This window comes from Brevibacterium sp. CSND-B09, from assembly GCF_052906525.1.
Genome location: NZ_JBREGI010000001.1, coordinates 3643884 through 3662423, shown reverse-complemented (window position 1 = coordinate 3662423; position 18540 = coordinate 3643884). Strand labels below are relative to the sequence as shown.

Sequence of the window (18540 nt, the reverse complement as noted above, 5' to 3'; positions counted from 1 at the left end):
CCGTAGCCGCCGCGTCCTCCGCGGTTGTCGTCCCGTCGGTTTCCCCGGTATCCGCCCCGGTGGTCGTCACCGTCGCGACGATCGCGGTTGAAGCCGCCCCGGCGATCATCGTCGTTCCGGCGGTTGCCCTGATAACCGCCACGTCGGTCGTCGTCGTTCCGACGATTGCCCTGATAACCGCCACGTCGGTCGTCACCATCACGGCGATCCCGGTTGAATCCACCACGACGATCATCATCGTTTCGGCGGTTCTGTCCGTAGCCGCCTCGGCGATCATCGTCATTGCGACGGTTGCCCTGGTACCCACCGCGACGGTCGTCATCGCGACGGTCTCGATTGAATCCACCACGACGATCATCATCGTTCCGACGGTTGCCCTGATAACCGCCGCGTCGGTCATCACCATCACGACGATCCCGGTTGAACCCACCACGACGATCATCATCGTTCCTGCGGTTCTGACCATAGCCGCCTCGGCGATCGTCGTCGTTACGACGGTTGCCCTGGTACCCACCACGACGGTCGTCATCGCGGCGGTCTCGATTGAATCCGCCCCGGCGATCGTCGTCACGACGGTCACGGTTGAACCCACCACGACGATCATCGTCGTTCCTGCGGTTCTGACCGTAGCCCCGGCGGTCATCGTCGGTGCGACGATTGCCCTGGTAGCCGCCTCTGCGGTCGGACTGGCGTGGCCCGCGGCCGTCCCGGTTGTCCGGACGACGGTTGCGATTGTTGTCGCGATCTGAGCGGTGACCGCCATCTGCGCGGCGGTTGTCCTGGCTGTCTCGCGAATCCCCTTGGGCCACGATTCTCCCTATGAAGTCTTTTCGGTGTTCCGCTCTATTCTAGTCCACTCACCGCTTCGACGCCGTGTGGGCGGGGACACGTCAGCACCTCGATTCCACTCAGCGCCGCGCCCGTTGTTCTGTGGGTCAACGCCCAGGTCACCGCCTCAGCGCTCTGTTAGAATCAAGGCGAATCCAGTGGAACGGCCGACGGCAATCGAAGAGGCTCGGCGGCAGCGGATGTCCGCGCCGCCTCGACACCAGGGGACGAATGACACCTGACGTGGAAGCTCATTGTGCGGATGACGGATGTCTCCGCGATTCCACGATCAGAATTTCAGGCCCCGTTGCCGGCCCGTCCCCCAGTACGGCTAGTGCTTGCCTGTCCCCCATTGCCGCCGCTGTCCCCCGCCATGTGATGACCAAGATCACTTGCCGGTGTGACCAGCATCATCGGATTGCGCGTTCGGCCCCTGATTTCGCCTATTGTGATTGCCGGAAGCATGTGAATGAATGCCGCCGAAGCAGTTCGAGTCGCAGGCCAAACGGCAGATCAGTGGCCATCCGGAAACTCCCCGACACCACAGGCTCCACTGCCGCGACTGCGCGTTCGGCCCTTCAGATCGCACAACCGTTCACCCGCTAGGAATAGGAGAAATCGTGCCAAACACACTCTTCATCGACGGACAGTGGGTTTCAGCCGTCAACGGTGGAACCCGGAAGATCCATAACCCGGCCGACGGCAGCTTCGTCGCCGAGGTGGACGAAGCCAGCCCCGCGGATACCGAGCTGGCGATCAGGGCCGCTCGCCGCGCCTTCGACTCCGGCGTCTGGTCGTCCGTTCCCGCCAGCGAACGCGGCGATCTGCTGCTGAAGTTCGCTGCCGTTCTGCGTGAGCGCAAGGACGAATTCGCGCGTGCCGAGTCACTGGACACCGGCAAACGCTTCGTCGAATCGCAGATCGACATGGACGACATCGCGAACTGCTTCGACTACTTCGGCAAGCTCGCCGCAAACGATGCCGGCCGCGTCGTCGACGCCGGCACCGACACTGTGGCGTCGAAGATCGTGCACGAGCCCGTCGGCGTCTGCGCGCTCATCACCCCGTGGAACTACCCGCTGCTGCAGGCCGCGTGGAAGATCGCCCCGGCCATCGCCGCCGGCAACACCTTCATCCTCAAGCCTGCCGAGCTCACCCCGCACACGGCGATCCTCACAATGCAGGTCCTCGAGGAACTCGGTCTGCCGGCAGGGGTGGGCAACCTCATCCTCGGCGCGGGTGCCGATGCCGGTGCCCCCCTGTCGACGCACGAGGACATCGACATGGTCTCGTTCACCGGTGGCCTCGTCACCGGTCGACTGCTGTTCCGCAACGCCGCCGACTCGATCAAGAAGATCGCCCTTGAGCTCGGCGGCAAGAACCCGAACGTCATCTTCGCCGATGCCGACTTCGATGCGGCTCTGGACAATGCTCTCAACGGCGCCTTCGTCCACTCCGGTCAGGTGTGCTCGGCCGGTGCCCGACTCATCGTCGAGGAATCCATCGCCGAGGAGTTCGTCAACCGCCTCGTCGAGCGTGCCGAGCAGATCCGCCTCGGCGGTCCCTTCGACGAGAACGCCGAAACCGGTCCCCTCATCTCCGCAGCACACCGCGACAAGGTGCATGCCTACGTCGAGAAGGGCATCTCCGAAGGCGCTCGTCTGCGCTGCGGCGGCAAGTTCGGTGAAGGTGACTTGGAGAACGGGTTCTACTACCTGCCGACCGTGCTCGACCAGGTCAAGCGCGGAATGTCCGTCGTCTCCGACGAGGCCTTCGGCCCCGTCGTCACTGTCGAGACCTTCTCCACCGTCGATGAGGCTGTCGAGATCGCCAATGACACCTACTACGGTCTGGCCGGAGCAGTGTGGAGCCAGGATGCGGGCAAGACCCAGCTGGTCGCTCAGCGTCTGCGCCACGGCACCATCTGGATCAACGACTTCCACCCCTACCTGCCGCAGGCCGAATGGGGCGGTTACAAGCAGTCCGGCTTCGGTCGCGAGCTCGGCCCCACTGGTCTAGCCGAATACCAGGAAGCCAAGCACATCTACCAGAACCTCGAGCCGGCAGTCACCGGCTGGTTCCCCGATCACACCAAGTGATCCGCCGCAGCCTGTAGACGAATACCGCAGTACAAGGAGAGATGAACAGTGAAGACTACTCATTGCTTTGATTACGTCGTCGTGGGCGGCGGTTCCGCCGGCGCAGCGGTCGCGGCCCGACTGAGCGAGGACCCCGAAGTCACCGTCGGACTCCTCGAAGCCGGCCCCACCGACACGGACAAGGACGTCGTCCTTGAGCTCAACCGCTGGATGGAGCTCCTCGAATCCGGCTACGACTGGGACTACCCGATCGAAGAGCAGGAGAACGGCAACTCGCACATGCGCCACGCTCGCGCCAAGGTGCTCGGCGGCTGCTCGTCCCACAACTCGTGCATCGCCTTCTGGGCTCCGCGCGAGGATCTCGACGAGTGGGAAGAGAAGCACGGCGCAGCCGGATGGGGCTCGAAGGACACCTTTGGCCTGTACAAGAAGCTCGAGAACAATGAGCTGCCCGGCGACCACCACGGCCACGACGGCCCGGTCCGTCTGATGAACGTGCCCCCGGTCGATCCCTGTGGCGTCGCACTCCTCGACGCCTGCGAGCAGGCCGGCATCCCTCGCGTGCAGTTCAACGAGGGTCAGACCGTCATCAACGGTGCGAACTTCTTCCAGGTCAACCGCAAGGACGACGGCACCCGGTCGTCCTCCTCGGTGTCCTACCTCCACCCGATCCTCGACCGTGAGAACCTCACGATCCTCACCGACACTCAGGCTAAGGAGCTCGAGTTCGACGAGGACGACAACTGCACGGCCGTGCTCGTGGTCAACAACGCCTTCGGCAAGACCAACCGGATCGAGGCGAAGAAGGAAGTCATCGTCTCCTCCGGCGCGATCAACACCCCGCAGCTGCTCATGCTCTCGGGCATCGGCCCGAAGGCCCACCTCGCCGAGGTCGGCATCGAGGCTCGCGTGGATTCGCCGGGAGTCGGCGAGCACCTGGGCGATCACCCGGAGGGCGTCATCTCCTGGGAGGCCAAGAAGCCGATGGTCGAGGATTCCACCCAGTGGTGGGAGATCGGCATCTTCTCCCCCACCGAGGACGGGCTCGACCGTCCGGACCTGATGATGCACTACGGCTCGGTGCCCTTCGATATGCACACCCTGCGTCAGGGCTACAAGACCTCGGAGAACTCCTTCTGCCTCACCCCGAATGTCACTCATGCGAAGTCGCGCGGCACTGTGCGCCTGCGCTCGAAGGACTTCCGTGACAAGCCGAAGGTCGATCCCCGCTACTTCACCGATCCGGAAGGCCATGACATGCGCGTCATGGTCGCCGGCATCAAGAAGGCCCGCGAGATCGTCTCCCAGGACGCCATGTCCGAATGGGCCGGCGAGGAGCTGTTCCCCGGCAAGGACGTCCAGACCGACGAGCAGATCGCCGACTACATCACCCGCACGCACAACACCGTCTACCACCCGGTCGGCACGGTGCGCATGGGTGCTGCCGATGATGAGATGTCACCGCTGGATCCGCAGCTGCGGGTCAAGGGAGTCAACCGTCTGCGCGTCGTCGATGCCTCGGCGATGCCGGAGATCACCACGGTCAACCCCAACATCACCGTGATGATGATGGGTGAGAAGTGCGCGGAGATGATCAAGAACGGTCAGTGATCTGGACTGATCTGGTCGTCATATGCTCAGATCACCGAGGCGGCCCAGCGCTGATTCGATGACCTGAGTGGGAACTTCGGCCCAGAACCGAAACGACGAAGGGGGCGCTGCAATCGCAGCGCCCCCTTCGTCGTGTCCGACAGCGACGATCGGCTGTCGCTTCCGGACCGGACAGATTCAGTCGGCGTCGCCGCCCTTACCGTGACTGCCCGGACGGCTGCCGGTGCGGCTGGCCAGTGTCCCCTCACGTCGCCCCTTCTTCTCATGAGGGATTTCGATATAGGGGTCACGGAACTTCGGTGCCGGTTCGACGGCCTGCGGTTCGGTGACGACCTCCTCCTCATCGTCGTATTCGTGACCGAACTGCTCGTCCCCGCCCTGTCGGCGTTCGACCTCTTCGGGCGGCAGCACCTTCTTCCAGCGGCGCATGCGCACCCGCGGCAGAATGCCTGCGTCCTCGCGCAGCGCTCGCATGAGGGCGTAGATCTGGAAGTAGGCGATGATGAAGAACGGCAGACCGACGAGGATGATCGTCGACTGCAGTGCCTCGAGTCCACCGGAGCCGGAGAACACCAGCAGAGCCGCAGTGACGACGGCGACGGCAAGGGCCCAGAAGATGCGCTGCGGCAACGGGTTGAAGTCCTCGTGGCCGTTGTTCATCGTGTCGACGACGAGCGCTGCGGAATCCACCGAGGTGACGAAGAAGATCACCACGAGAACGATTGCGATCACCGACACGGGTCCGGCCAGCGGGTAGTGGTCGAGGAATGCGAACAGCGCTCCCGGAATGTCTCCCTGATCGACGACTCGGTCGACCAGTCCCCCGCCCTGGTTGAACTCGATGTCGAAGGAGGCGTAGCCGAAGATGCCGAACCACAGGATCGAGAAGGCCGAAGGGATGGCGAGCACGCCGATGACGAACTGGCGGATGGTGCGTCCGCGGGAGATGCGAGCGATGAAGATGCCGACGAAGGGTGACCAGGTGATCGTCCAGGCCCAGTAGAAGACGGTCCACGTGTTCTGCCAGCCGGTGTTGGCGAACGTGTCGTTCCACAGTGCGAGTTCGGGCAGCTGGTGGATGTAGGTGCCGAAGGATTCGAAGACGCCCTTGGCCATGAACAGAGTTGGGCCGAAGACGACGATGAAGATGAGCAGCAGCACGGCCATGACGATATTGAGGTTCGACAGGACCTTGATGCCTTTGTCGAGGCCGAGAGAGACCGAGATCGTGGCCAGCCCGCAGACGACGCCGATGATGATCAACTGCCACAGGGCGTTCTCCGGAACACCGATGACCTGAGCGAGTCCGCCGTTGATCTGCAGCGTGCCCAGACCGATCGAGACGGCGATGCCGAAGACGGTGCCGATGATGGCGACGACGTCGATGGTCTTGCCGATGGGACCGTGGATCTTCTCACCGAGGATGGGCTGGAAGATCGAGCTCACCCGCGGCGGCAGGTTCCGCTTGTGGATGAAGTAGGCGAAGCACAGCGCGGGCAGGGTGAAGATCGCCCAGGTGTGCAGGGTGAAGTGGTAGTACGTGAAGTTCATGGCGTCGACCGCGGCGGCGGGCGTTCCCGCTTCGATACCGAGGGATCCGCGCGGCGGGTCGCCGAAGTGGCTGACGGGTTCAGCGACACCCCAGAACATGAGGATCGAACCGATGCCGGCGGCGAAGAGCATGGCGAACCAGGCACCATTGGAGTGCTCCGGCGGTTCGTCATCGGGACCGAGTTTCGCTCGCCCATACCGGGAGGCGGCGATGTAGATAAGGAATGCGACGAAGACTGTGACACCGAGGATGTAGAACCATCCGAGGTTCGTCAGCAGCCAATCCGAGGCGACAGAGACGCCGGCGTCGAGCTGATCGGTGAAGAAGATCGTCCCGAGGACGAAGATGATGATCACGGCCGCAGAGGAGAAGAATATGGCCGGGTTGGTTCGGAGTCGAAGTGCGTCGTGCAGCTTAACGAGCATGGCGTACCTTCCGTAGGGATGTTGCCGTCCACACTACAGAAGCATCAACTGATTTCAACACAATCGCTTGTCACGGATTCGCCTCACTGCACTCATGGCCAACCCCTCGCCGAGGCGGCCCTCCCCCCGTGTTCATCTCAGTCCATCTGCGGTGCCCGGAAGTCCGAGGACAACGAGACGGTGCCCGAACCTTGATGGGTTCGGGCACCGTCTCGTCTGCCTCAGGCAGCTCTTTCGCCGGCGGGGGCGAGGCGTGTCAGTGTTTCGGCGCGTCTGGGTCCCCACCGTCGCCGAGAGGATCCATCCGTCCGTCGTTCTGAACGTATGGGTCTCCCGCGCCGCGGCGGTCCGCACGAGGGTCGAATTCCTCGGCTAACGGTTCCTCGGCACGAGGTCGCGTCCCGCTTTCTGGCGGCTGCTGGTCAGTGCGGGCGTCCTGTTGCTGTGCATAGGGATCGCGGCGCACTGGTTCCTGCGTGCCAAACTGGTCCGGCCGGGGCGCATCCTGCCGAACGGGCTGTTCAGGATTGGCATCGTTCCGTTGAACTGGCTGATCGGGACGGGATGCACCCTGCTGAACAGGCCGTTCGTGGCGAACGTCGTTGCGCTGGACCGGCTCGTCGGGGCGATGCCCGCTCTGTTGCGTGTACTGATCGCCATACGGATCAGCCTGGTGGACTGAGGGATCCTGACGCGCGTGATTCTGCTGCGCCTGTGCATCATTCCGAGTGCCGTTCGGCGGAACTTGCTCGTCCTGCCGAGGAGCGTTCCGCGGCACAGCTTCATCGGCAAGCTGTTCGTTCTGGTTGACTGCCGACGCTCCGTGAGCGCCAGCGCCTGCCGTCCCAACAGCGCCGGTGGCGTCTGAATGACGGGTGTCCCCTGTGTTCTCCGGCGTATCCGGGTCCAGTTCGTCGGCACGTTGCAGTTTGCGATCATGTTCGAGTCGCTCGGCTTTGACCGCTTCTTCGCGTTTCGCGGCCTCAGAATCCAGCTGCTCGGCCTCTGCCGCCTGACGATCAGCCTCGGCAGCTCGAGCGTCGGCTTCGGCTTTTGCCCGCTTTGCCTCTGCTCTCTGTTTCTCGACTTCGGCCTCTCGCGCACGAACATCATGTTCGGACTCGGCTGCCTCCTGCCGGATCTGTGCGGCCTCTTGCCGCTGGTGCTCGCGCTTCTTCGCTGCCGCCTTGCGGCTGCCTGCGATGATGATCCCGACGATGATCAGGACCACGACGATGGCGACGACAATCCAGATGATGGTTGACGCGTTCATGCGGTCTCTCCTTTACTGTCTGTTCGGACGGCATTGTTGTGATGCATCCGACACAGCGGACAGTTTCATCGTCGCACGGTGCTGAGCCCGGAACATGTACAGCGGCTGAGAGTCTGCTGATGGTCGACGAGCTTCGCCTATCAGATCGGATTGCCGCGAACCATCAGTTCCATGACGATCCATTTGGCGAGAGTCTCCGGATCGACTTCGAGCATATGAGGCATCCGCAGCGTCCGCCGGCGGTCGGGAGTATCCGGAGTTCTGATGCTCACGTCGATATAGGAGCTGACATTGACCTTGGTGATGTGGACTTCGAGGATGCGCGCCCACGGCACGCCACCTTCAGGGAAACCGTCAACAGCAGCCCAGAGACCGAAGTCATTGACGATCACTTGTGGTGCGGGCTGACCGGTCCGCCGCAGTCCCAGAAATCCAGCAGGATTGCGCAGGAACTGCTTTGCACGGTTGAACCCGATTGCGACCTCACCGTCGCGAGCAAGTTCGGCCTTAAGCACGTCAATTGTCTTCATCTCCATCCCTTCCCTCCTCCCCTAATTACTACCTGACGGGGGCGCAGCTACCCCGCGCCAGGTAGCAGTACCCCCATCAGGTAGTAATAAGCACCGGCAGCACACCCGTTCGTGAATACAGTAATGGCCCCGCCCAACACAGTCGGACGAGGCCATCACCTTAAAAAATATTGCGGCAGTCACTTACTCTCCCACAACCACCAAGTTGCAGTACCATCAGCGCGAATGGGCTTAGCTACCGGGATCGGAACGGTTAACCGGGCGTTTCCCCACCACTATCACCACCGCAAAACCAACAAACCACACACACCCAAACCCAAAACGTTTGAGTGGTAGTGGTCCAAGAACCGCACAGCGAACGCGAACACCAAAAACTTATGCAACATGCACACCCGATGGTGTGAACTCTTCAAGCCATCCTAGAAAAAACAAAACATCTTTTCGCACACACCAACCCCACTAAAGGGAAAAAGTTGATGAGTGATCGGTGTATTAGTACCAGTCAACTCCACACCTTACAGTGCTTCCATACCCGGCCTATCAACCCCATCATCTATAGGACACCTCCCCCAACAAAAGTCAGTTGGAAATCTCATCTCGGAGCCGGCTTCCCGCTTAGATGCTTTCAGCGGTTATCCATCCCGAACGTAGCCAACCAGCCATGCTCCTGGCGGAACAACTGGCACACCAGAGGTTCGTCCGTCCCGGTCCTCTCGTACTAAGGACAGACCTCCACAAATTTCCTACGCACGCAGCGGATAGGGACCGAACTGTCTCACGACGTTCTAAACCCAGCTCGCGTACCGCTTTAATGGGCGAACAGCCCAACCCTTGGGACCGACTCCAGCCCCAGGATGCGACGAGCCGACATCGAGGTGCCAAACCATGCCGTCGATATGGACTCTTGGGCAAGATCAGCCTGTTATCCCCGAGGTACCTTTTATCCGTTGAGCGACCACGCTTCCACAAGCCATGGCCGGGTCACTAGTCCCAGCTTTCGCTCCTGCTCGACACGTCCGTCTCACAGTCAAGCTCCCTTGTGCACTTACACTCGACACCTGATTGCCAACCAGGCTGAGGGAACCTTTGGGCGCCTCCGTTACTCTTTAGGAGGCAACCGCCCCAGTTAAACTACCCATCAGGCACTGTCCCTGAACCCGATCAGGGTCCGAAGTTAAGGAATCCACTATGGTCAGAGTGGTATTTCACCGATCGACTCCACCCCAACTAGCGTCAGGGCCTCACAGTCTTCCACCTATCCTACACAAACCACACCGAATCCCAATACCAAACTATAGTGAAGGTCTCGGGGTCTTTCCGTCCTGCTGCGCGTAACGAGCATCTTTACTCGTAATGCAATTTCGCCGAGTTCGTGGTTGAGACAGCAGAGAAGTCGTTACGCCATTCGTGCAGGTCGGAACTTACCCGACAAGGAATTTCGCTACCTTAGGATGGTTATAGTTACCACCGCCGTTTACTGGGGCTTAAATTCTCCGCTTCACCCTTACGGGTTAACAGGTCCTCTTAACCTTCCAGCACCGGGCAGGCGTCAGTCCGTATACATCGACTTACATCTTCGCACGGACCTGTGTTTTTAATAAACAGTCGCTTCTCTCTGGCCTCTGCGACCACCACCAGCACATCCCCACGCATGGTGGGTTCACCGGGATGGTCCCCCTTCTCCCGAAGTTACGGGGGCATTTTGCCGAGTTCCTTAACCACGATTCTCTCGATCACCTTAGTATTCTCTACTCGACCACCTGTGTCGGTTATAGGGTACGGGCAACACACACCCTCACGTCGATGCTTTTCTCGGCAGCAGAGGATCACCAGATCACCCCACCAATGTGGGGCGCCCATCAGCTCTCACACTCTATGCGGGGACGGATTTACCTACCCCCACGTGCTACAACCTTAGACCGTGACTACCATCGCACGGCCTGGCTACCTTTCTGCGTCACACCTCACGCTTACCGACTCCACACTCAGGTCCCACCCGCAACCCCAACATCAAGTCCGAAGACTCAAAGGAGGAATTGGATGGTTAGTATCGTGTGTTTTGGTACTGTCGGTTGTGTGTCGGTACCAGAATATCAACTGGTTGTCCATCGACTACGCCTGTCGGCCTCGCCTTAGGTCCCGACTTACCCAGGGCGGATTAGCCTAGCCCTGGAACCCTTGGTCATCCGGTGGACGGGTTTCTCACCCGTCTTTCGCTACTCATGCCTGCATTCTCACTCGAATCGCCTCCACCACTCGTTCACACGGCAGCTTCTCCGGCAACTCGACGCTCCCCTACCCAACACCACACCATTACGGCGATTGTGGTGCTGCCACAACTTCGGCGGTGTACTTAGCCCCGCTACATTATCGGCGCTCAATCACTTGACCAGTGAGCTATTACGCACTCTTTCAAGGGTGGCTGCTTCTAAGCCAACCTCCTGGTTGTCTTCGCAACTGAACATCCTTTCCCACTGAGCACACGCTTAGGGGCCTTAGTTGATGGTCTGGGCTGTTTCCCTCTCGACAATGAAGCTTATCCCCCACTGTCTCACTGCCACGCTGAACCTTGACTGGCATTCGGAGTTTAGTTGACGTCAGTAACCCGGTAGGGCCCATCAGCCATCCAGTAGCTCTACCTCCAGCAAGAACCACGCAACGCTGCACCTAAATGCATTTCGGGGAGAACCAGCTATCACAGAGTTTGATTGGCCTTTCACCCCTAACCACAGGTCATCCCCTCCATTTTCAACTGAAGTGGGTGCGGGCCTCCACGCGCTCTTACACACGCTTCACCCTGCCCATGGCTAGATCACTCCGCTTCGGGTCTAGGACACGCGACTAGGATCGCCCTATTCGGACTCGCTTTCGCTACGGCTACCCCACACGGGTTAACCTCGCCACGCACCGCTAACTCGCAGGCTCATTCTTCAAAAGGCACGCCATCACAGTCATCTAGATACTGCTCTGACGGATTGTAAGCACATGGTTTCAGGTACTCTTTCACTCCCCTCCCGGGGTACTTTTCACCATTCCCTCACGGTACTTATCCGCTATCGGTCATCAGGAAGTATTTAGCCTTACCAGGTGGTCCTGGCAGATTCACACGAAATTCCACGAGTTCCGTGCTACTCGGGCATGCACACACTGCGAACAGTCAGCGTTTCGTCTACGGGACTCTCACCCACTCCGGTCCTGTTTCCCACCAGGTTCGACTACACCAACAACACTCACAGACCGGCCATGCTGGACCGGACCACGTACACCCCACAACACCCCTGCAGCAACACCAGCACGCTTGACACTGCACAGGTTTAGGCTCATCCAGTTTCGCTCGCCACTACTCCCGGAATCATTGTTATTTTCTCTTCCTGCGGGTACTGAGATGTTTCACTTCCCCGCGTTCCCTCCACATGCCCTATATATTCAGACACGGGTCACCACCCTCACGAGTGGCGGGGTTTCCCCATTCGGAGACCCTCGGATCAACGCCTGTTTATCGGCTCCCCGAGGCTTATCGCAGATTTCCACGTCCTTCATCGGCTCCTGATGCCAAGGCATCCACCATGCGCTCTTACACACTCACCCAACCCCCAAAAGGGCCGGCTTCATGTGCGCGAAAAATATTGCTTCATTCACCTTAACTAGATGATGACAAGAAAAATCACATTACATAAACACCACACAAATATGGTGTTTGATGCTCGCGTCCACTATACGATTCTCAAACCACTACCAAACACCCACCACCACACACCCACACTGTGGCTGCCTGTTGGTCGGGTTGGTCCTGTTGGTTGAAACCACACCCACACAATCGTGTGGGGTTTGTGATTCCAGGACCCAATAACGTGTTCGTTCTAGCCCACCCGATCACTCACCGCACCCGGGGCATTGACCCCAGCCGGGCTGTGTGGGCGAGCGGAAGAAGTGATGTTCCACCCTTGAGCTCTCATGATGACCACATACGGGTCATACCATGAGGATCTTAATGTGTGCTCCTTAGAAAGGAGGTGATCCAGCCGCACCTTCCGGTACGGCTACCTTGTTACGACTTAGTCCCAATCACCAGTCCCACCTTAGACGGCCCCCTCCCACAAGTGGGTTGGGACACCGGCTTCGGGTGTTACCGACTTTCGTGACTTGACGGGCGGTGTGTACAAGGCCCGGGAACGTATTCACCGCAGCGTTGCTGATCTGCGATTACTAGCGACTCCGACTTCACGTAGTCGAATTGCAGACTACGATCCGAACTGAGACTGGCTTTAAGGGATTCGCTTACCCTCACGGGTTCGCCTCTCTCTGTACCAGCCATTGTAGCATGCGTGAAGCCCAAGACATAAAGGGCATGATGATTTGACGTCATCCCCACCTTCCTCCGAGTTGACCCCGGCAGTCTCCTATGAGTTCCCACCATCACGTGCTGGCAACATAGAACGAGGGTTGCGCTCGTTGCGGGACTTAACCCAACATCTCACGACACGAGCTGACGACAACCATGCACCACCTGTACACCAGCTCCAAAGAGAAGAACTGTTTCCAGAACGGTCCAGTGTATGTCAAGCCTTGGTAAGGTTCTTCGCGTTGCATCGAATTAATCCGCATGCTCCGCCGCTTGTGCGGGCCCCCGTCAATTCCTTTGAGTTTTAGCCTTGCGACCGTACTCCCCAGGCGGGGCACTTAATGCGTTAGCTACGGCGCGGAGAACGTGGAATGTCCCCCACACCTAGTGCCCAACGTTTACGGCATGGACTACCAGGGTATCTAATCCTGTTCGCTCCCCATGCTTTCGCTCCTCAGTGTCAGTTACAGCCCAGAGTCCCGCCTTCGCCACCGGTGTTCCTCCTGATATCTGCGCATTTCACCGCTACACCAGGAATTCCAGACTCCCCTACTGCACTCTAGTCAGCCCGTACCCACTGCACGCGCAACGTTAAGCGTTGCGTTTCCACAGCAGACGTGACCAACCACCTACGAGCTCTTTACGCCCAATAATTCCGGACAACGCTCGTACCCTACGTATTACCGCGGCTGCTGGCACGTAGTTAGCCGGTACTTCTTCTGCAGGTACCGTCACTTTCGCTTCTTCCCTGCTGAAAGCGGTTTACAACCCGAAGGCCGTCATCCCGCACGCTGCGTCGCTGCATCAGGGTTTCCCCCATTGTGCAATATTCCCCACTGCTGCCTCCCGTAGGAGTCTGGGCCGTGTCTCAGTCCCAGTGTGGCCGGTCGCCCTCTCAGGCCGGCTACCCGTCGTCGCCTTGGTAGGCCATTACCCCACCAACAAGCTGATAGGCCGCGAGCCCATCCCCGATCGAAAAACTTTCCACCAACCCTCATGCGAAGATTGGTCATATCCGGTATTAGACCCAGTTTCCCAGGCTTATCCCGAAATCAGGGGCAGGTTACTCACGTGTTACTCACCCGTTCGCCACTCATCCACCAACAGCAAGCTGTCGGCTTCAGCGTTCGACTTGCATGTGTTAAGCACGCAGCCAGCGTTCGTCCTGAGCCAGGATCAAACTCTCCATAAAAAACTTTATGTTACGAATGAATCCCAGCAAGACAGCCAACCCCTCACGGGGTGAGAAGGTTGACCACAAAATAACTGACCAAACACACCATCCACCCATGTGATAGCGGGAGGTTCGGCGAAGAACCACCCACCACAGGTGAACCAATGTTTGGCCAGATGATTGTCTTACCAGAAAATAAAAATGTTCTGGCATCACAACTTGTTCAAACAAACACGCTATTGGATTCTCAAACCACAAACACACACCCATCACCACCACCCGAAAACCGAGCGTGTTCACTGGGGGTATCAGTTTCATTTTGTGTCACCCACCCGGTGTCCTGAACCCTTGGATCAAACCGTGTTTGTCCTGGTCAGACCCGGTGGAAACTCTGTCTCGAAGACGGTGTTTCCGGCGGGGCAACGAGATATAACTCTAGACCACCCCAGAGCCACCGTGCAACTCGAAACCGGAAATTCACCTGTGACACCCGTCACCAGCTCCAGATGCCCGGTTTCGCACCTACTTCCACAAGCACAAACGTACGGCTGCAGAACCCCTCCATGCTCTCGCCGGCGGCAGCAGATTGCCCTCATTGTGCAGATGATTCCCAGCGTTTCAGCGCGTCCCGACCCCTACACTGACGGGATGACTCAGAAAGAGCAGCGAGAACGACTTGGCCGCAACGACCTCGATCTCGAAGACGCCCTCATCGACGAGGCGGCCAATACAGTCACTGAGGGTGCCAAGCGGCTCAACCGGAAGTGGCCGGAGCTTATCGTCACCGGGCTCTTCGGCGGCATCGATGTCGGGCTCGGCATCTTGGCCATGGTGCTCGTCAAGCAAGCGACCGGGTCGACGATCCTCGCCGGGATGGCATTTGGCATCGGCCTCCTGGCATTGAAGCTGGCGCACTCGGAACTGTTCACCGAAGAATTCCTCCTTCCGATCAACGCCGTCATCGCCGGCCAGGCGAATTGGATCCAGGTGCTCCGCCTCTGGCTGACCACTCTCGTGACGAACCTGGTCGGGGGCGCGGTCTTCGCCTGGCTGATCGTTATCGCCCTCCCGGATTACCACAAAACGATTGCGGATATGGCGCTCGGCTATATCAACCAGTCTTCACTCATCGTCATGCTCGCCCTCTCACTACTCGCCGGCGCGACAATCACTTTGTCAACCCGTATGCAGCAGGGAACACAGAACGACGTCGTCAAGGCGATCGTCTGTATGATCACCGGTCTGTTGGTGATCGGCGTCAGCATGCTGCACGGAGCTATCAATGCGATCGTCATCTTCGCCGCCATGATGACGGGCGCGGACATTTCGATCCTCGATTTCCTGCAGTGGTTCGGAATCGTGATCCCGTTCAACATGCTCGGCGGACTGCTGATCATTACCCTGCCCCGAATCGTGCGCACTCGCCGCGTGCTCTGGGCAGTACGCCAAGGCCGCATCTCTCTCGAGGAACTCGAGGAGCAGAGCTCCTAGAGCGGTGACTCAGGCTCCGCGATAGCCGGGCATCAGCCGGTCGCTGTCGACGATCTGCTTGCCCAGCGGCATGAGCGAGACGGGGATGAGTTTGATGTTCGCCCAGCCGAGCGGGATGCCGATGATCGAGATGAACAGCGGGATCGACGTGACGACGTGTCCGATGGCAAGCCAGATACCGGCGACGATGAGCCAGATGATGTTGCCCAGGGTCGTCGCCACACCGGCCGGGCGGGTTTCGATGACCTCGCGGCCGAAGGGCCAGAGTGCGTAGTTGCCGATGCGGAATGACGCGATGCCCCACGGGATGGTGACGATGAAGATGCAGGCGATGATGCCGGTGGCCCAGTATCCGAGCGCCAGCCAGAGGCCGGAGAAGATGAACCAGATGATGTTGAGCAGAGTGCGCATGATCTCCTCGTGCGTTCGTCAGTCGGTATTCGTTCGGTTGTCCGTCAACTGCCAGTCTGCTCGATGACCGCTTGCTTTTCCATGGTGATGGCCCCACATCGGCGATACGGTTGACCGCAGGCTGCCGGAGCGCACGCTGATTGATCGCGTTCCGTAGGCCGCACAGCTGCCGCCGAAGCCGCCTCTACAATGCGACCTCTTGTATTCGTCGATGACAAAGTTTCCCGTTGTCGAACGGGTCCAACCGTCGTGTATGCGACAATGCCGCGTCCTCCCAATGAGGAGGACACGGCATTATCAGTGACGGAGGCTGCTCAGCCGACGATGTCGACAGCACCGAGGGTCTTCTTGCCTCGGCGCAGGAGGACGACTCCTCCAGCTTCTGTCGAGAGCACATCATCGGAAGTCAGAGTCTGCTCCTGGTCGGCGACCTTGACGTTGTTGACGTACGCTCCCCCGTCCTTGATCGCACGGCGAGCCTCACCCTTGGACTTGACGATGCCGGAAGCGACGAACGCATCCGCAACAGGCAGGCCTTCGGCCAGCTGGGTCGTCGACACCTCACCGCGCGGCAGCTCGGAAGTTGCGGCACCCAGCGTCGAGGCATCGAGACCGGCGAGCTCTCCCCCGCCGAAGAGGGCAGAGGCCGCGGCGATGGCCTGTTCGTAAGCCTGGCGTCCGTGGACCAAGGTGGTGACATCCTCGGCGAGGGCCTTCTGCGCCACACGGGTGTGCGGGGCAGCTGTGAACTCGGCTTCGATGGCTTCGATCTCATCGAGCGGGCGCAACGAGAACACCTTGAGGTACTTCACCACGTCGCGGTCGTCGGCGTTGAGCCAGAACTGGCTGAACGCGTACGGGCTGGTCAGCGACGAATCGAGCCACACGGTGCCGGATTCGGTCTTGCCGAACTTCGTGCCATCGGCCTTCGTGATCAGCGGGGTGGCCAGGGCATGGACGGACTTCTGCTCGACGCGGCGGATGAGGTCGACGCCCGAGGTGAGGTTGCCCCACTGGTCGGAGCCGCCGGTCTGCAGGGAGCAGCCGTAGCGGCGGTTGAGCTCGAGGTAGTCGTTGCCCTGGAGAATCTGGTACGAGAACTCGGTGAAGGAGATGCCGGCTTCGCTGTTGAGGCGAGCGGAGACGGACTCCTTCGCGAGCATCCGGTTGACCGGGAAGTGCTTGCCGATGTTGCGGAGGAAGTCGATGGCCGACAGCTGCGAGGTCCAGTCGAGGTTGTTGACAATCTGCGCGGCGTTGGGGCCGTCGAAGTCGAGGAACTTCTCGACCTGAGCGCGGATCTTCGCCACCCACTCCTCGACGACCTCACGCGGGTTAAGCGTCCGCTCCCCCGACATGCGCGGGTCGCCGATGAGACCGGTGGCGCCGCCGACGAGGGCGAGCGGGTTGTGTCCGGCCTGCTGGAGGCGGGCGGCGGTGAGCAGCTGCACGAGGTTGCCCATGTGCAGGCTCGGGGCCGTCGGATCGAAACCGACATAATAGGTCAGCGACTCCTCGGCCAGGGCTTTCTGCAGGGCGGTCTCGTCAGTAGATACTGCGACGAGCCCGCGGGCCTTGAGTTCGCTGAAGATGTCGGTCACTTCGGTCCTTTCGAATCTGTGGTCTGTGCCGGCGCGGAGCCGACAGGTTCAATTCTACGGGTTCGCCGAGGCGGCTGTGGCCCTGGTCCGAGACCGCCTCGTTCAGTTCATCGATAGACCTCGCGACGGTGCCCAAGGTGGAGTACCAGCACGACCAGTTCGTCTTCGATGACCTCATAGATCACCCGATAGTCCCCTACTCGAATACGGAACTCACCAGAACCGCCTTTCAGCTGAATGCATCCCGGCGGTCGAGGATCGTCGGACAGTCCCTTGATCGACTCAATCAATCGACGTGCGATTGGGCGATCAAGCTTGCGCAGTGCCTTCGCCGCTGAAGGCACGTAGTTGATCGAGTACGACACGGCGGCGGGTCAGAGACCGAGTTCTTGTTCCAGCTCTTCCTGAGACACTCGCCCACGCTCTTCTCGAGCCAACGCGGCTGCGCGCACATCTGCCTGATCTTCAAGTGCTTGGAGTGCACGATCGTAGAAGTCAGGAGAAACTACCACTGCACGCCGGACGGCGCCGCGGGAAGTGATCTCGACGGGCTCGCGCTGCGCGGCAGCGATGAGGGTGCTCTGCTGGCTGCGGAATTCGGACATCGTTACTGAGCTCATGCCACTATTGTACAACTTGTACAAGTTGTAAGGAAGATCGCTTGACGTTCTTCGGTTGCCGAAAACTCCCCGGAACTCTTCCCTGAGACCCGCTTCCAGAAAAGGTTTCGCCCAGTTGTCGAAATCTCCGACTCAGCCTCGATGTCACACTAGAAGGGCCGAGAGGCGGTCCTCGACGAAAGGCAGAACAATGAAGTACGTCATTCTCATCCACTCGAATCCGCAGCCTTGGGGTCACCCCACCGGCGACTATGTTGCCGAGGTGCAGGCCCTGCCCAAAGAAGAGCGGGAAAAGTTGGATGCTGACTTCGAGAAACTCCTGGGCGAACTTCAGGAGCGAGGCGAACTGGTCGGCGGCGAGGCTCTGGGCGACCCCGCAACCTCCACGCTTTACCGGTGGAAGGCCGGTGGGCCGACATCGAACGACGGCCCCTACGCGGAGTCGAAAGAGCACCTAGCTGGGTTCTTCAAGATCGACGTCGAATCGCAGGAACGCGCCGAGGAAATCGCCGCCCGATTCGCCGGCCCCGGGGAGACCGTCGAGCTGCGACCGGTCATGGTCTTCGGTGACGACGGAGAATGA

At 59.9% G+C, this 18540-nt stretch carries 12 protein-coding genes and 3 rRNA genes; 5 read left to right on the top strand and 10 right to left on the bottom strand.

Annotated features, from left to right (window positions below; translation table 11 throughout):
- Positions 1-59 precede the first annotated feature (59 nt).
- From ACU4IU_RS16380 to ACU4IU_RS16370, 3 genes are all read left to right on the top strand, one after another.
- Positions 60-749 carry a hypothetical protein gene (locus ACU4IU_RS16380; protein ID WP_446657339.1) on the top strand — a complete coding sequence of 230 codons (690 nt, stop codon included), beginning with the start codon at positions 60-62 and terminating at the stop codon, positions 747-749.
- Between the two features lie 699 nt (positions 750-1448).
- Positions 1449-2927 (top strand): aldehyde dehydrogenase family protein, encoded by a 1479-nt coding sequence (locus ACU4IU_RS16375; RefSeq protein WP_446657338.1) that lies wholly within the window; start codon positions 1449-1451, stop codon positions 2925-2927.
- Between the two features lie 48 nt (positions 2928-2975).
- A complete protein-coding gene (locus ACU4IU_RS16370) occupies positions 2976-4538 on the top strand; it encodes a GMC family oxidoreductase (protein WP_446657337.1) in 1563 nt (520 codons plus the stop codon).
- A 177-nt stretch (positions 4539-4715) separates the two neighbouring features.
- Here ACU4IU_RS16370 and ACU4IU_RS16365 read toward each other — a convergent pair whose 3' ends face one another.
- The 6 genes from ACU4IU_RS16365 to ACU4IU_RS16340 form a co-directional block, all read right to left on the bottom strand.
- The gene (locus tag ACU4IU_RS16365) at positions 4716-6515 is read right to left on the bottom strand and encodes a BCCT family transporter (RefSeq protein ID WP_172170143.1); all 1800 of its coding nucleotides are present in this window, start codon (positions 6513-6515) and stop codon (positions 4716-4718) included.
- 256 nt (positions 6516-6771) lie between these two features.
- Positions 6772-7788, bottom strand: coding sequence for a hypothetical protein (locus ACU4IU_RS16360; protein ID WP_446657336.1), 1017 nt, complete (start codon positions 7786-7788; stop codon positions 6772-6774).
- A gap of 140 nt (positions 7789-7928) precedes the next feature.
- Complete coding sequence (locus ACU4IU_RS16355; RefSeq protein ID WP_446657335.1) at positions 7929-8324, bottom strand: hypothetical protein; 396 nt, start codon at positions 8322-8324, stop codon at positions 7929-7931.
- Between the two features lie 164 nt (positions 8325-8488).
- A 5S ribosomal RNA gene (rrf, locus tag ACU4IU_RS16350) occupies positions 8489-8607 on the bottom strand.
- 183 nt (positions 8608-8790) lie between these two features.
- Positions 8791-11906, bottom strand: a 23S ribosomal RNA gene (locus tag ACU4IU_RS16345).
- A gap of 418 nt (positions 11907-12324) precedes the next feature.
- Positions 12325-13852: ribosomal RNA gene (locus ACU4IU_RS16340) — 16S ribosomal RNA — on the bottom strand.
- Together the 16S, 23S and 5S rRNA genes form the textbook arrangement of a ribosomal RNA operon.
- Positions 13853-14482: 630 nt before the next feature.
- Here ACU4IU_RS16340 and ACU4IU_RS16335 point away from each other — a divergent pair.
- On the top strand, positions 14483-15325 hold the full coding sequence (locus ACU4IU_RS16335) for a formate/nitrite transporter family protein (protein ID WP_446657334.1): 843 nt from the start codon (positions 14483-14485) through the stop codon (positions 15323-15325).
- Positions 15326-15334: 9 nt separating this feature from the next.
- Here ACU4IU_RS16335 and ACU4IU_RS16330 read toward each other — a convergent pair whose 3' ends face one another.
- The 4 genes from ACU4IU_RS16330 to ACU4IU_RS16315 form a co-directional block, all read right to left on the bottom strand.
- Positions 15335-15736 carry a YccF domain-containing protein gene (locus tag ACU4IU_RS16330; RefSeq protein WP_446657333.1) on the bottom strand — a complete coding sequence of 134 codons (402 nt, stop codon included), beginning with the start codon at positions 15734-15736 and terminating at the stop codon, positions 15335-15337.
- Between the two features lie 314 nt (positions 15737-16050).
- Complete coding sequence (gene tyrS / locus ACU4IU_RS16325) at positions 16051-17337, bottom strand: tyrosine--tRNA ligase (RefSeq protein WP_446657332.1); 1287 nt, start codon at positions 17335-17337, stop codon at positions 16051-16053.
- 107 nt (positions 17338-17444) lie between these two features.
- Positions 17445-17702 carry a type II toxin-antitoxin system RelE family toxin gene (locus ACU4IU_RS16320; protein WP_446657331.1) on the bottom strand — a complete coding sequence of 86 codons (258 nt, stop codon included), beginning with the start codon at positions 17700-17702 and terminating at the stop codon, positions 17445-17447.
- A 9-nt stretch (positions 17703-17711) separates the two neighbouring features.
- Entirely contained in the window at positions 17712-17957 is a 246-nt protein-coding gene (locus ACU4IU_RS16315) for a type II toxin-antitoxin system prevent-host-death family antitoxin (RefSeq protein WP_446657330.1), read from the bottom strand.
- Between the two features lie 190 nt (positions 17958-18147).
- Between ACU4IU_RS16315 and ACU4IU_RS16310 the strand changes: the two genes are divergently transcribed.
- The gene (locus ACU4IU_RS16310) at positions 18148-18540 is read left to right on the top strand and encodes a YciI family protein (RefSeq protein ID WP_446657329.1); all 393 of its coding nucleotides are present in this window, start codon (positions 18148-18150) and stop codon (positions 18538-18540) included.

Coding starts and splice junctions, on each gene's coding strand:
- ACU4IU_RS16365 (WP_172170143.1), bottom strand. CDS start 6,515: ATGCTCGTTAAGCTGCACGACGCACTTCGACTCCGAACCAACCCGGCC.
- ACU4IU_RS16360 (WP_446657336.1), bottom strand. CDS start 7,788: ATGAACGCGTCAACCATCATCTGGATTGTCGTCGCCATCGTCGTGGTC.
- ACU4IU_RS16355 (WP_446657335.1), bottom strand. CDS start 8,324: ATGGAGATGAAGACAATTGACGTGCTTAAGGCCGAACTTGCTCGCGAC.
- ACU4IU_RS16335 (WP_446657334.1), top strand. CDS start 14,483: ATGACTCAGAAAGAGCAGCGAGAACGACTTGGCCGCAACGACCTCGAT.
- ACU4IU_RS16330 (WP_446657333.1), bottom strand. CDS start 15,736: ATGCGCACTCTGCTCAACATCATCTGGTTCATCTTCTCCGGCCTCTGG.
- ACU4IU_RS16315 (WP_446657330.1), bottom strand. CDS start 17,957: ATGAGCTCAGTAACGATGTCCGAATTCCGCAGCCAGCAGAGCACCCTC.
- ACU4IU_RS16310 (WP_446657329.1), top strand. CDS start 18,148: ATGAAGTACGTCATTCTCATCCACTCGAATCCGCAGCCTTGGGGTCAC.